Here is a 13,711-nt window from a genome sequence, read left to right on the forward strand (position 1 = left end):
TAGAAAGCGTCGGAATCGTCCTCCTGGCGCTCTCCCCAGCCGAGGTCGGTGTCGTCGGCGGTCTGCTCAGGTAGAAATTCACTCACGGCGACAATGCTATCCGGAGGGAGAAACACCACCCTCACACATGTGCGGCACAAGGGACAGTCAAGGCTTGTCGAGGTACAGTGGAGCGCGCGTGAGAAGGTGTCCGGCTACCCCCCGTGAGGCTGCCCATGGCCACCCCGACAGGTTGGCGTCGAGAAGGCAATTTGCCGGCGGAGCTCACGAGCTTCGTCGGCCGGACGAGGCTGCTCGCCAACCTCAAACGCCACTTGTCCGACGAGAACACCAATCTGGTGACCGTGACGGGCATCGGTGGCGTCGGCAAGTCGCGAACGGTTCTGCGCCTGGCGCACCAGGTGCGCGGGCAGTTCGAGGACGGCGTCTGGTTCGCCGACCTGGCCAGGCTGCAGGACGCGGGCATGGTCAAGAACACCATCGCCTCGGCCCTCGGCGTGGCCGACCAGTCGGCCCGCGGTGAGTCCGAGTCGCTGTCGGAGTGGGTCGCCAACCGCAACATGCTGCTCATCCTCGACACCTGCGAGCACCTCATCGAGGGCTGCGCCGAGCTGATCGACGAGCTGCTGCAGGCCAACCCCAACCTGAAGGTGCTGGCCACCAGCCGCCAGTCGCTGCACCTGCCGTACGAGCACGTGGTGCCGGTGCCTCCGCTGGCCGTGCCCGGCGAGGACCCGCACGAGAACATGTTCACCAACGAGTCGGTGCAGCTGTTCGCGGCCAGGTCGGGTGCGGTCGTGCCCGACTTCGTGCTCGACGAGCACAACATCGGCTCGGTGGCCGAGCTGTGCCGCAGGCTCGACGGCATCCCGCTGGCGATCGAGCTGGCGGCGGTGCGGCTGCGCGCCCTGTCGGTCGAGCAGATCCTGGGTCTGCTGACCGACCGCTTCAGCCTGCTCGCCGGCGCGAGCCGTACGGCGCTGCCGCGCCACCAGACGCTGCGCGCGGCCATCGGGTGGAGCCACGAGCTGTGCGAGCCCGCCGAGCGGCTGCTGTGGGCGCGCCTGTCGGTCTTCGCAGGCGACTTCGAGCTCGACGCGGCCAGGTTCGTCTGCTCCGACGACCGGCTGCCCGCCGAGGACATCACCGACCTGGTCACCGGCCTGGTGGAGAAGTCGATCCTGCTCATCAGGAGCGACCACGCGGGCGTGCGTTACAAGCTGATCGACACGCTGGCCGAGTACGGCGAGGAGTGGCTGGAGAAGCTGGGCGAGTCGCAGCGCCTGCGCCACAAGCACCTGGCCTACTACCTGAGCCTGGCGCGCCGCAGTGAGGACGCCTGGTCGGGGCCGCGCCAGATCTACTGGTTCGTGCGCATGCGCCAGGAGCACGACAACGTCAGGCTCGCTCTCGAGCACGCGCTGCGCACGCCGGGCGAGAGCCGGATGGCCCTCGAGCTGCTGTCGTCGCTGTGGTTCATGTGGATCTGCTGCGGCTTCGTCCGCGAGGGCCGCGTCTACCTCGAGCGCGCGCTGCGCGCCAACCCCGAGCCCAGCAAGGAGCGCTGCAAGGCGCTGTGGGTGCTGTCCTACGTGCGCAGCGCCCAGGGCGACAGCGTGGGCGCGCTGGAGGCGGCCGAGAAGCGCAGCAGCGAGGCGGTGCTGGTCGGCGATTCACGCGCGGTCATCCTCGCCTCCAAGATGCAGGGCACGGCCGCGCTGCTCCAGGGCGACCTGCAGAAGGCCAGCGCGCTGCTGGGCATGGCGATCGAGTTCAACACCGGCAACAAGGAGCTCAACCCCGGCCTGCTGCCCGCCATCGTCGAGCTGTCGATCGTGCTCACCACCCAGGGCGAGCTGTACGAGGCCGAGTCGTTGCTCGTCGACGTCCTGCAGGTGTGCAAGGAGCGCGGCGAGCTGTGGGTCAGCTCCTACGCCTACTGGGCGCTGTCGATGCCACTGCTGGCCAGCAACAGGCTGGACAGGGCGCTGGAGAGCGCCCAGGAGGGCCTGCGGATCAAGCGCCACTTCCACGACACCGTGGGCAGCATGATGGTGCTCGAGACGATGGCGCGCATCATGGTGGGCCTCAACCAGCCCGACAGGGCGGCCAGGGTGCTGGGTGCGCTGCACCAGAACTGGCGGGCGGCGGGGCTGCCGATGTTGGGCGCTCCCTTCTTGACAAGTGAGCACGAAAGGGCAGTCAAGGAGTGCCAGAAAACTCTCGGTGAGGAGGCCTACCGTCGAGCCTTCGACGCGGGCACCAAGCTGGACCTCGACGAGGCGACGAACCTCGCGCTGGACGACCTCGACGCGGGACCGGCTCCTGTGTGATCATTTCCTCTATGTCCGAAATACCCCTCCGTTTGGCCTCTTATCTCGCTGACGGATTTGGCGCCTTTATGTCCGGGCATGCCTAAACAATGGCAGTTTTCGCGATCAATTCCGCGGAATGCCACATCCGTCCTCGTGGGAGGCTGCGCACCCATGCCAGAGATGCCGGATTTCTCTCTTCCTGACCCACACATTCCGTTTCCGTCCAAGCTCAATCCCTTCGAGCCCGTCATCGCCGAGCACACCACGTCATGGGCCCGACGACTGCGTCTCATCGAAGGAGAGCGAGCCACCTCCCGCTTCGCCGGCGAGTCCTACTCCAGGCTGGTCGCGAGGCTCTACCCCGAGGCATCGGTGCCCACGCTGGCGCTGGCCGCCGACCTCAACAGCTGGTTCCACGTCTACGACGACCAGTTCGAGCTGGCCGAAGTGGGCTCCGACCCCGACCTGGCCCGCCGGATGGCCGACAAGTTCGCGGCCGTGCTGCGCGGCGAACCGCTGGACGACACGGCGGGGCCGATCCTGCACGGGCTCGCCGACATCCGCGACCGCATGCGGATGCACGCCTCCACGGGCTGGTGGGAGCGGTTCGCCGCCCACCTGCAGGACTGCTTCGAGACGGCCCAGTGGGAGGTGGACAACAGGACCCGTGGGCAGATTCCCGACCCTGACAGCTATGTCGAGCACAAGCTGAACATCGCCTACGTCCCGCCCTCCTTCGACCTCATCGAGTTAGTCGAGCAGTTCGACGTGCCGGCCGACATCCGGGCCAGCGTCCCGTACCAGACGATGGTCCACGAGGCGGGCCATGTGGTGGTCTGCACCAACGACCTGATCGGGCTGCACAGGGAGCTGGCGCAGGGCGAGTTCCACAACCTCGTGATCGTGTTCTGGAACGCTCTAGGCTGCTCGCTCCAGGAGGCGATCGAGCTCGTCAACTCGAAGATCTCCATGCGCGTCGCGGGCTTCCTCGCCGCCAAGGCGGCGATCAGCGCCACCTTCGACGAACTGGGCACCGACTACAACGTCAGGCGTGGCACCATGCGCTGCGTGGCCGGACTCGAGCACTGGATGCGCGGCTACCTCGACTGGGCGCGTGAGTCCCAGCGCTTCTCCGACCCGCTGCTCAGGGGCCAGGTCAAGGGGTTCCATCACGAGTTGATCAGCTGATCAGCCGAGCAGATCGTCGTCGCCGACATGCGGGCGGTGTCCACCGCGCTGGGCACCCCCGCGTGCGGGCGCCCCCGCCTCGCGCTCCTCGTCGAACACCGCGCCTTCTGGCTGTGCCGCCCGTCCCTGCCGGGCCGAGCCTCCTGGTGGCGAACCCCCCTCCGGCTCGGGGTCCTGGTTCATGTTCGGCATTCTCCATCGATATGGTGCCGTGCACGGAATCGTTCCGGCTCGCCGTAGGTTCAGGAGAGAGTACCGAGGGAAAGGCTGATCAACTGTGTTCGACCCGACGGATCTCTACCGGCTGGCCGAGGAGACCCCCGAGCTCATCGACCCGGTGCTGGTGTACCACTTCGACGGCTTCGTCGACGCGGGCGGCGCCGGGCGGCTCGCGCTGGGCCACCTGCTTGCCGAGCTGGAGCACAGCGTCGTGGCGACCTTCGACGTCGACCGCCTGCTCGACTACCGTTCGCGGCGGCCGACCATGACCTTCGACACCGACAGATGGGTCGGCTACGAGGCTCCCGAGCTGGCCCTGCGCCAGGCGCGTGATCTCACGGGCACGCCGTTCCTGGTGCTGAGCGGGCCCGAGCCCGACAGGGAGTGGGAGCTGTTCACCGCGGCCGTCACCTCGCTGGCCGAGCGGCTGGGGGTGAGCAAGATGGTCACCGTGCACGGCATCCCCATGGCCGTGCCGCACACCAGGCCGCTGGGCGTCACCTCGCACGCCAGCAGGCCCGAGCTGATCAACTCCCAGGTGAGCGCGTTCGGCAGGGTTCAGGTGCCGGGCAGCGTGGCGGCGCTGCTGGAGTACCGGATGAGCGAGCTGGGGCGTGACGCGCTCGGCTACGCCGTCCATGTGCCCCACTACCTGTCGCAGGCGGAGTACCCGCAGGCCGCCGTGGCGGCGCTGGAGGCGGTGACCAGGGGCACCGGGCTGGTGTTCCCGATGGAGAGCCTGCACGAGGCGGCCAGGCGCACCACCTCGGAGATCGAGGAGCAGATCGAGTCCTCCGCCGAGCTGTCGTCGGCGATCAAGGGGCTGGAGCAGCAGTACGACGCCTTCGCCGGTGGCGAGGACCGCGAGAACCTGATGGCAGAGAGCACCCCGATGCCGACGGGCGACGAGCTGGCCGCGCAGTTCGAGGCCTTCCTCGCCGAGCGGGACGACCGGGAGGGCTGAGCGCCGCCGGGAGCGGGCTAGTGGTGCCTGGCCCCCTCGTGGTCGACGTGGCCCGCCGGTTCGAGCTGCAGCGTGGAGTGCTCCACGTCGAAGTGCCCCGCCAGGCACTCGTGCAGCCGGTCGAGCAGCGGGCCGCACCTGGTCAGGGCCTCCTCCTCCACCACCACGTGGGCCGACATCACCGGCACCCCCGAGGTGATGGTCCAGGCGTGCAGGTCGTGGACGTCGGTGACGCCAGGCGCCTCCAGCAGGTGCTTGCGCACCTCGGCCAGGTCGACGCCCCTGGGCGTGGCCTCGAGCAGGATGTCGACGGCCTCCCTGAGCAGCTTCCAGGTGCGCGGCAGGATCAGCAGCGCGATGACGATCGAGATGAGCGCGTCGGCGGCGACCCATCCGGTGAGCTGGATGACGATCGCGCCGGTGAGCACCGCCACCGAGCCGAGCAGGTCGCCCAGCACCTCCAGGTAGGCGCCCTTGAGGTTGAGGCTCTCGTCCTTGCCGTCGCGCAGCAGCCACAGCCCGAGCCCGTTGGCCACCAGGCCGACCGCGGCGGTGACCATCATGATCGTGCCGCCGACCGGCTCGGGGTCGGCGAAGCGCCGTACGGCCTCGACGAGGATGTAGCCGCTCAGCCCGAGCAGCAGCACCGCGTTGACGGCGGCGGCGAGGATCTCGGCCCGCTGGTAGCCGAACGTCCTGCGCGCGCTGGCGGGCTTGCCCGCGATCCAGATCGCGAACAGGGCGAGGGCGATGCCCGCGCCGTCGGTGGCCATGTGACCCGCGTCGGCGAGCAGGGCGAGGCTTCCTGACATGATCGCGCCCACGACCTGGACGACCAGGACGCTCAGGGTGAGCGGCAGGACGATCATCAGCCTCTTGCGGTGGTGCGCGCTCGCCGTCGCGTGCCCGTGCCCGTGTCCCATGGTTGCGGCCTCCCCTGTCTATACAGTCAGCCATGTATATACAGTACGGGCTGTATATACAGCAAACCGTGTATCCTGATAATCGTGTTCACTGTGGAGACCCGGCTCGACGCGATGGCCAGGATCGGCAGAGCCCTGGCCGACCCCAACCGCTGCCGCCTGCTCATCGCCCTGCTGCAGGGCCCCTCCTATCCGGCGAGGCTCGCCGACGAGCTGGGCCTGACCAGGCAGAACGTCTCCAACCACCTGGCCTGCCTGCGCGGCTGCGGGCTGGTCGTCGCGGTCCCCGAGGGACGGCAGACGCGCTACGAGATCTCCGACGGCCGCCTGGCCCACGCCATCGAGGACCTCATCCACGTGGCTCTCGCCGTGGACCCCGACCACGTGTGACCCGGGGCGCGAAAGACCGGCGCCGGGCTCAGGCTCGCCGCCGCCCCTGCCGACCTGGCGCGCCCCTTCCCTCACAAGATCAAGCGCGGGATATCGTGGGATGATGAGCGAGATCCGGGTGGGCCTGGTCGGGTACGGCACAGCGGGCGCGGTCTTCCACGCCCCGCTCATCCACGCGACGCCCGGCCTGCGCCTGGCCGCCGTCGTCACCCGCGACCCCGACCGCGCGGCCGAGGTCACCGGCAGGTACGGCGCCACCGCCGTCAAGGACGCCGACGATCTGTGGCCCCGGTGCGACCTGGCCGTCATCGCCTCCCCCAACAGGACCCACGTCCCGCTGGCCACCGCGGCGCTCGAGGCGGGGCGCGCCGTCGTGGTCGACAAGCCCCTCGCGGGGACCGCGCAGGAGGCCCGCGACCTGGTCGAGCTGGCCGCGCGCAAACGCCTCATGCTGACGGTCTTCCAGAACCGCCGATGGGACGGCGACTTCCTGACCCTGCGCCGGCTGATAGCCGAAGGCGAGCTGGGCGAGATCTACCGCCTGGAGTCGCGCTTCGAGCGCTGGCGTCCCAGGCCCAAGGGCGGCTGGCGCGAGAGCGGCGGCGCCGACGAGATCGGCGGCCTGCTCTACGACCTCGGCAGCCACCTCGTCGACCAGGCGCTCCAGCTGCTCGGCCCGGTGCGCGAGGTCTACGCCGAGAGCGACGTGCGCCGGGAGGGCGTCGGCGCGGACGACGACTCCTTCCTGGCGCTGACCCACGACAGCGGCGCCCGCTCGCACCTGTGGGTCAGCGCGCTGGCGGCGCAGCTCGGCCCGCGCTTCAGGGTGCTCGGCTCGGCCGGCGCCTACGTGAAGTACAGCCTGGACCCCCAGGAGGACCGGCTGCGGGCCGGCGCCACGCCCGACGAGCCGGGCTTCGGCGCCGAGCCCGAGGAGCGCTGGGGCAGGCTCGGCACCGACGCCGCCGCCGAGCACGTGCGCACCGAGCCTGGCAGCTATCTCGACTTCTACCAGGGCGTGGCCGCCTGCCTGACCAACGGCTCGCCGCCCCCCGTTGACCCTCGTGACGTCGTGGACGCGCTCATGGTCATCGAGGCGGCTCGCCGCTCGGCCGGCGAGCACGCGATCGTCCGCGTGCGCTAGCCGCCGCACTGCCGTACGGGCGCCCTCAGTCGCGCAGGCGGGAGCGCAGGGCCGCGTTGTCGGCCTCGGTCCAGCCGTTGGCCTCCAGCCACGGGAGCGGCCCGCCGAAGCGGTCGTCCAGCACCCCGAGGAACTGCTCGATGTAGCGCGCCCTGGGCCGGTGGTCGTCGGCGGGCCTGGAGTCGAGGTCGTCGCGGTAGGTGGCGCTGGCGCGGAGCCTGGCGAGGACGCGCTCGAGGCGCTCCCCCGTCGCCACGTAGTCCTCGACGATCGCCTCCCTGGTCGCGCCCGCCACCGACAGCGCCAGCGCGCACAGGACACCCGTACGGTCCTTGCCCGCGGCGCAGTGCACGATCGCCGCGCCGTCGTCGAGCGCCATCACGCGCAGCGCCGAGACCACCGAGTCGGGCCGCTCGCGCAGGTAGCCGTAGTAGAAGCCGGTGACGCGCAGGTCGTCGTCGGTGTCGCGCTCCTGCCACGGCAGCGCCCTGTCGGCGTCGACGTCGGTGTGCCTGCCGCCTTCGGCGAACAGCGTGTGGTGGTGGACGGTCACCTCGGGCACCGAGGTGAGCGGCCCCGGGCCCTCCAGCGAGACCTCTGGCCCCGAGCGCAGGTCCACGACGTGCCTGACCTTGTGCGAGCCGACCAGGAGGTCGACGTCGGAAGGGGTCAGGCCCTGCAGGTTGTCGGATCGGAGGATGCGGCCGTGCCGCGTGGTTCCTCCGTCGGTTGTGGGCAGTCCGCCCAGGTCACGAACGTTGACAGCACCCTCAAGATCAATCCATCGCACGAGATCGAGCCTATATGTCGGGATAAGTCTGTGCGGATTCGCGTTTCGTAACGCAGCATGAAGAGATGGATCCGCGTGCTTTTCCCCCGCGTCTGGTGCTCGATCCTTCCTTGCCTCCGGAGGTGTCGGCTCAGCTGAGAGCGGGCGCACACCTGATGCGCATGGCCAGAGCGGGCCAGCAGCACGAGCCCGCGCGCCACACCGGCCTGCTGTTCGTGCTGCCCGGCTTCCTGCTGCTGGTCTGGATGGTGACCGGCACCGCGGGAATGATCGTCGCCATGGCCGCCATGTCACTGATCTCGCTGTTGCGCTGGATGGCCACGGACGAGACCAACCGCACCGCACGACGCCGGCTCAAACTCGCCTACGACCACGCCGACCGCTACGTCCTTCCTGAGGACCTCGACTATCCCTGCCAGGTGCTGCTGCGCAGGGCGCAGGACGCCGCCGACACCATCATGGGCTCGGAGGTGCACAGGGCGGGCCTCATCGACTCCATCGACAACAGGGTCTCGCTGCCGGAGGAGGTGTGGCAGATCGCCAGGAGGCTGGCCAAGCTGTCGCGGATGCACGAGGAGCACCGCAGGATCGTCCCGAGCGACCTGCCGAGGAACCTCAGAGCCGCCTTCGCGCCCTACACGGGCGCGCTTGACCAGGCCTGGACGTCGCTGTCGCAGCGTGTGCGCAGCCTGGAGGAGTACGCGCTGCAGGTGCTGAGGGCCGACGACGTCTACCAGGCGCACAGGCGTCTGGAGATGCTGGCCGCCCGCACCCCCGACTACCAGCGCCTGCTGGCCGAGAACGTCCGCGACGACCTGGCGCTGCCGCACATCCAGCAGCTGGCCGACCAGGCGCGCCACGTGCGCGTGCTGTTCGAGGAGTCGATCCAGGAGGCCCGCAGGGCGGCGGGCCACCTGCTCAGGACTCCGCTCTCCTGAGCAGTTCGAGCGTCCTGCGCATGCCCGCCTCGTTGCCGAGGCTGCGGTAGATCTCGCGGGCCCGCTCCAGCGGCGGCACCGCCGCGTCCCTGTCACGCGCGTCGAGGTGCGTCTCGCCCAGGTAGCGCAGGCTGCGCGCCATCCACCACTGGTCCCCGAGCTCCTCGAAGGCGGCCACGCTGCGCAGCAGCTCCGTCTCGGCCTCGGCCTTCCTGCCGAGCCTGGCCAGCGCCCTGCCCGCCGACAGGTGCGTGCGCGCCTGCCCCCATGAGTCGCCGAGCGCGGCGAGGATCTCCTCGGCCCGCTTCACCTGGTCGAGCTCGCGCAGCCCGTTGGTAGGATCGCCCACCTCTCCCGCCGCGCGCAGGCAGCGGGCCTCCTCCCAGAGCTCTCCCCTGCTCCTGAACATCTCGCCGGCTCTGTCGAGGCTGAAGCCCGCCTTGGTGAACAGGTCGGCCGCCGCCCTGAGGTCTCCCTCCCTGCGCAGGCCCCGCGCCTGAGCGGCCAGCACCTCGCCGTAGGCGCGCAGCGTCTGGGCCTCGGAGTAGCGGTTGCCGTCGCGCTTGAAGACCTCCAGCGCGTCCTCCAGCAGTTCGCGCGCCTCCTCAGGCCGCCGCTCGGCCAGGCGGAGCTCGGCGAGGTTGCGCTGGGTACGCGCCATCCACCAGAAGTCCTCCTCGCCCTTGAACGCGGTGATCGCGCCGATGAGGTAGCCCTGGGCCCTGTCGAGGTTGCCGTCGTTGAACAGCCGCATGCCGATCGTGCGCATGGCCCTGGCCGCCCACCACGACTCGCCAAGCTCGGTGAAGATCTCCAGCGCCTCGACGGCGCCGTCGCCGGCGCTCACGGCGGTCCTGTCGAGCAGGGCGATGCCCAGCGCGCGCCTGTCCCCCATACGGCGGGCGGCCTCGACCGTGATCTCGGCGACCTCGCCCCAGTCGCTCCAATAGGCGCGCAGCGAGTGGCAGAGGGAGCAGAACGCGCGGCCGAGGCCGAAGACCAGCTCCCACAGGCCCATCGACCTGGCCAGGTTGATCATCGCGATGAGGCTGAGCCGCTCGGCGTTGAGCCAGTCGCTGGCCTGCGCCTGGCCTTCGAGGTCCCCGACGCGGCCCGTCCTGCCCCAGTCTTGGGGCCACCGGGCCTGCGCGGCGGCCTCGGCGCGGCGGCGGTAGCCGTACAGGACGCGCTCGATGGCGGCGTCGCGCCTGTCCTCCTCCAGCTCCGCGGCGAACAGCCGCACCAGGTCGTGCAGGCGGTAGCGCATGGCGCCGGTCTGGTCGGCTCCTGAGGTCTCGGCGAGCTGCACGTCGACCAGCGCCTCCAGCTGGTCGGCGCCGTCGAGGACGGAGATGTCGAGCAGCTCGCCCGCCACCCAGCCGGGGACGTCGGGCGAGGTGAGCGAGGACAGCAGGCGCAGCAGGCGGCGCTGGATGCCGGTGCAGTCGTCGTAGCTGAGCTGGACCGAGGCGCGCACGCTCTTGTCGACGGTGCGCGCCAGCTCCAGCTGGTCCAGGCGGCGGCGCTCGTCGGCCAGGCGGCCGGCCAGCTCGCGCATCGACCAGCTCGACCTGGTGGCCAGCCGTCCGCCGCAGATGTTGATGGCCAGCGGCAGGTAGTCGCAGATCTTGACGATCTCCTTGGCCGAGGCCAGGTCCTCAACCACGCGCGCGCCGCCGGCGAGCCTGGCCAGCAGCTCGACGCCCTGTGCCTCGCTGAAGACGCTGAGCTGGGTGTCGTAGGCGTTCATCAGGAACAGCGGCTGGCGGGAGGTGACCACCACCGCGCAGCCGGGCTCGGCGGGGATGAGCGCCTTGACCTGCTCGGCGTCGTCGACGTTGTCGAGGCCGATGAGGATCCTGCGCCCCTTGGTCCAGGTCAGCCAGAGCCTGCGCAGCTCCTCCAGGCCGCCGGGGTCGGTGGTCAGCCGCACGCCCAGGGCGCGCAGGAAGCCGATCAGCACCTCGTCGGGCCTGATGCCGCGCAGGCTGGCGTAGAGCCGGCCGTCGGGGAACCAGTCGGCGATCTCCTGCCCGAACCTGGCCATGAGCGCCGACTTGCCGACGCCGCCCCTGCCGTACACCGACACCACCAGCGGCGGCGCCAGCTCGTTCGCCTGACGCCTGGCGCCAAAGACCTTGCGCAGCTCGGCCAGCGCCTCGGTACGCCCCGTGAAGTGCTCGGGTGAGGGCGGCCACTGGTCGGGCGGGCGCCACAACGGGTCCTCGGGGCGCGGCTTCGGCTCGTTCCTGCTGGTCGCGGTGGTGGCCCAGGTCGTCACCCCGACCAGGACGGCCGCCAGCCCCGTCACGCCGATCTTGGCGACGGGCGGGATCTCCCACTCCAGCGAGGCCGCCAGGACGCTCGCCGCTCCCGCCGCGGCCCCCGCGGCGACCGGCGCCACCCACGCCCGCCTCCTGCGCCGGGGTCTCGGATCGTCCTCCGTCAGTCGCAGCGGCCCCGTCACCACGCACCCCCTTCGGGGGTGATTCAAGCCGATCAGGTACGGCCCGCGCCAGTCTTGGCGCACTGTCCACCCCATCGACATCCCGCGTCCACCGTCACCCCCTGACGCCGTCGATTTCTCGCGTCACCCAGCCAGGGGGATGGGGTACGGCCCCTGCCGTACCCCATCCGCCGGTTACAGGCCCGCCACGTGACAGGTGGCTGTCACGGACTTGGCGGGGTCGGACTCCGAGGTCGCGGTCAGCTTGACCTTGGCCAGACGGCTGCCGCCGTCGGCGCGCAGGGCGTTGACCGTGACGGACTCGTGCTTGCCGTTGCCGACCGAGGCGAGGGCGTTGGGCAGCTGGGCGCTCCAGCCGCTGCCCTCCACGGAGGCGCTGAGGCGGTAGACGTCGCCGCCGAGGTAGGCCGAGACGTCCTCGGGGTGCGCGGCCGTCGCGGCGGCCGTCCTGCCGGTGTTGAACAGCGGGAACTTGCAGGTGGACAGGCCCTTGCCGGTGGGGATGCCGGCCGCGGGCAGCAGCTTCACCCCGCGCCTGTGCGGGCCCGCGCCGTCGAGGGAGCGGACCGCGACGGTGTAGGACAGCACGCCCTGGCGGTCGCGGTGCACGTCGGTGACGTAGAAGTGCAGGCGGTTGCCCTCGTCGACGTACTCGTACTCGCTGCCCGAGTCGGTGCCCGCGTGGAAGAGGGCGTCGGACAGCTGGCGGTAGTCGCCGATGGTGATCGGGACCTTGGTGCCGTCGGGCAGGACGTAGTCGGTCATGCCGATGTCCTGCGGGTTGGCGTCGACCACCCACTCGAACGGCGCCCTGTCCTGGTTCTTGGTCTTGGCCAGGAGCACGCCGGAGTCGGGGGTGAAGGAGTCGGTGCCCATCCTGTCGACGACCTCGACGGTGTAGTTCTCGTAGCCGCCGCCGTCGCACAGCGGGTCGGTCTGCCACACACAGCCGGGCGAGTTGTCACCGGAGTCGAACTGGATGTTGAGGCCCATCAGCCCGTTCGGTCCCGGCTGGACGGCGCGGGCGGTGACCCTGGCGGTGACCAGGCCGGACTCGTCGAGCGCGTCGCGCGACAGGCGCAGCACGTTCTGCTCGTCGACCATGTTGAGCTTGATCTTGTTGCGCAGCATGTGCTGGGCGCCCATCGAGCCGCCCGAGGTGGGCGGGATGAGCCAGCGGCTGTGCGGACCCCCCGGACCGTTGAAGCTGCCCCTGCTCAGCATCTCCCACACGCCGGTGTAGGCCCTGCGGACCGGGTTGGCGTAGGGGTTGTTGTAGTTGTCGAGCACGCCCAGGATGTGGCTCAGCTCGTGCGCGTAGACGCCCATGCCCGAGCTCTCGGCCTGCACGGAGTTGACGCCGATCTCGGCGTTGGGCCAGAAGTTCGAGCCGGCCTGCCAGGAGGTCCAGTCGACGTAGCGGGTCTTGACCCAGTTGGGCAGCGCGGGGTCCTCGGGGCCCCACTCGTCGGGAACGGCCTCCTTGGTCGGGAACTTCATCATCCCGAACTCCTGCCAGGTCGCGGACTCGTCCTGGCCGGCGCTGAGGTAGAAGATGAAGTCGAACTTCTTGGCCTCCTCCTCGCCGATGGCGCCCACCCACAGCGCCTTGCCCTCGGTGCGCAGGTTCTTGTTGCAGGAGTCGCCCGCGGGGCAGCCGGTGCCGCCCTGGAACTCCATGGCGTACTCGTGGTCCTTGCCCGACAGCGTGTAGGGGCCGAAGCCGGTCAGCTCCACGCCGTAGCGGCCGCCCGAGTCCTCCATCCAGTACTCGTGGATGGTGTGACCGCGGTTGAGGGTGCCAGGGGTGTTGAGGAAGTCCTTGTAGAAGGTGGCGACCTGGTCACGCGGGATGTCGTGCGCCTCGGCGCTGGGGTTGCTGTAGATCGTCGAGCCCTTGGGCTGGGTGACCACGAACGACTGGTTGGGGTAGTCGAGCAGCACCAGCGCGCCCTTGAAGGTGCGGGTGGAGCCCTTGACGCTCGGGTCGGCCCAGTTGGTGCCGGGGATCTTCTTGTAGTCCGCCCACGTCATGTGGTCGGGGTTCTTCCAGTTCTGCGGGTCGATCGGCGCGACGGGGGGCGAGGGGCGGCCGCGCAGCGACGGCTCGGGCTCGGGCTCGTCACGCTGCCACGGCTGTGTCTGCGGCCAGTGGTCCTGGCGCCAGGGGATCTCGGGGTCGCCGGGGGGATCGGCGGAGGCGGGGGTGGCCGCAAGGCCTACGGGGACCAGCACGAGTGCCGCCAGCAGGCCTTTCAGCAGCTTCTTCGGGAGATTCACGCTCTAGGACGCTATAGACGCACTTGACGGAGATCACCGATCAGTTGTAGGGAAGAATGCGCTCCTCTTGTCCGACACTTGCCGAAAAGGCCA

Annotated in this window: 11 protein-coding genes; 6 read left to right on the top strand and 5 right to left on the bottom strand. The window is 70.0% G+C overall.

Annotated elements, in window-relative coordinates; genetic code table 11:
• Positions 1-251 precede the first annotated feature (251 nt).
• Both FHR33_RS13105 and FHR33_RS13110 read left to right on the top strand, forming a co-directional pair.
• Positions 252-2,333 (top strand): ATP-binding protein, encoded by a 2,082-nt coding sequence (locus FHR33_RS13105; protein ID WP_246451810.1) that lies wholly within the window; start codon positions 252-254, stop codon positions 2,331-2,333.
• A gap of 153 nt (positions 2,334-2,486) precedes the next feature.
• Complete coding sequence (locus FHR33_RS13110; RefSeq protein WP_183646583.1) at positions 2,487-3,503, top strand: terpene synthase family protein; 1,017 nt, start codon at positions 2,487-2,489, stop codon at positions 3,501-3,503.
• Here the strand turns inward: FHR33_RS13110 and FHR33_RS13115 are convergent, their stop codons facing one another.
• Positions 3,504-3,686, bottom strand: coding sequence for a hypothetical protein (locus FHR33_RS13115; protein WP_183646585.1), 183 nt, complete (start codon positions 3,684-3,686; stop codon positions 3,504-3,506).
• A gap of 94 nt (positions 3,687-3,780) precedes the next feature.
• Here FHR33_RS13115 and FHR33_RS13120 point away from each other — a divergent pair, with 94 nt between their 5' ends.
• Complete coding sequence (locus tag FHR33_RS13120) at positions 3,781-4,686, top strand: proteasome assembly chaperone family protein (RefSeq protein ID WP_183646588.1); 906 nt, start codon at positions 3,781-3,783, stop codon at positions 4,684-4,686.
• Between the two features lie 17 nt (positions 4,687-4,703).
• Here the strand turns inward: FHR33_RS13120 and FHR33_RS13125 are convergent, their stop codons facing one another.
• The gene (locus FHR33_RS13125) at positions 4,704-5,609 is read right to left on the bottom strand and encodes a cation diffusion facilitator family transporter (RefSeq protein WP_183646591.1); all 906 of its coding nucleotides are present in this window, start codon (positions 5,607-5,609) and stop codon (positions 4,704-4,706) included.
• 75 nt (positions 5,610-5,684) lie between these two features.
• Between FHR33_RS13125 and cmtR the strand changes: the two genes are divergently transcribed.
• Positions 5,685-5,999, top strand: a complete 315-nt coding sequence (cmtR, locus tag FHR33_RS13130; protein ID WP_425567849.1) for a Cd(II)/Pb(II)-sensing metalloregulatory transcriptional regulator CmtR — start codon at positions 5,685-5,687, stop codon at positions 5,997-5,999.
• Between the two features lie 103 nt (positions 6,000-6,102).
• Positions 6,103-7,143 carry a Gfo/Idh/MocA family oxidoreductase gene (locus tag FHR33_RS13135; RefSeq protein WP_183646594.1) on the top strand — a complete coding sequence of 347 codons (1,041 nt, stop codon included), beginning with the start codon at positions 6,103-6,105 and terminating at the stop codon, positions 7,141-7,143.
• Between the two features lie 25 nt (positions 7,144-7,168).
• On the opposite strand, the gene FHR33_RS13140 is transcribed toward FHR33_RS13135, so the two are convergent.
• The gene (locus FHR33_RS13140; protein ID WP_183646597.1) at positions 7,169-7,933 is read right to left on the bottom strand and encodes a tyrosine-protein phosphatase; all 765 of its coding nucleotides are present in this window, start codon (positions 7,931-7,933) and stop codon (positions 7,169-7,171) included.
• A 122-nt stretch (positions 7,934-8,055) separates the two neighbouring features.
• On the opposite strand from FHR33_RS13140, the gene FHR33_RS13145 reads away from it, so the two are divergent.
• On the top strand, positions 8,056-8,871 hold the full coding sequence (locus tag FHR33_RS13145) for a hypothetical protein (RefSeq protein ID WP_183646600.1): 816 nt from the start codon (positions 8,056-8,058) through the stop codon (positions 8,869-8,871).
• On the opposite strand, the gene FHR33_RS13150 is transcribed toward FHR33_RS13145, so the two are convergent.
• Both FHR33_RS13150 and FHR33_RS13155 read right to left on the bottom strand, forming a co-directional pair.
• Complete coding sequence (locus tag FHR33_RS13150; protein ID WP_183646603.1) at positions 8,852-11,275, bottom strand: tetratricopeptide repeat protein; 2,424 nt, start codon at positions 11,273-11,275, stop codon at positions 8,852-8,854. The genes FHR33_RS13145 and FHR33_RS13150 overlap by 20 nt on opposite strands.
• A 237-nt stretch (positions 11,276-11,512) precedes the next feature.
• On the bottom strand, positions 11,513-13,618 hold the full coding sequence (locus FHR33_RS13155) for a M6 family metalloprotease domain-containing protein (protein ID WP_183646606.1): 2,106 nt from the start codon (positions 13,616-13,618) through the stop codon (positions 11,513-11,515).
• Between the last annotated feature and the right edge of the window lie 93 nt (positions 13,619-13,711).

The organism is Nonomuraea dietziae (assembly GCF_014195505.1).
Lineage (GTDB): Bacteria > Actinomycetota > Actinomycetes > Streptosporangiales > Streptosporangiaceae > Nonomuraea > Nonomuraea roseola.

What these genes read in the sequence shown, in the direction of transcription:
- FHR33_RS13135 (WP_183646594.1), top strand. Translation starts at nt 6,103, where the DNA reads ATGAGCGAGATCCGGGTGGGCCTGGTCGGGTACGGCACAGCGGGCGCG.
- FHR33_RS13115 (WP_183646585.1), bottom strand. Translation starts at nt 3,686, where the DNA reads ATGAACCAGGACCCCGAGCCGGAGGGGGGTTCGCCACCAGGAGGCTCG.
- FHR33_RS13125 (WP_183646591.1), bottom strand. Translation starts at nt 5,609, where the DNA reads ATGGGACACGGGCACGGGCACGCGACGGCGAGCGCGCACCACCGCAAG.
- FHR33_RS13110 (WP_183646583.1), top strand. Translation starts at nt 2,487, where the DNA reads ATGCCAGAGATGCCGGATTTCTCTCTTCCTGACCCACACATTCCGTTT.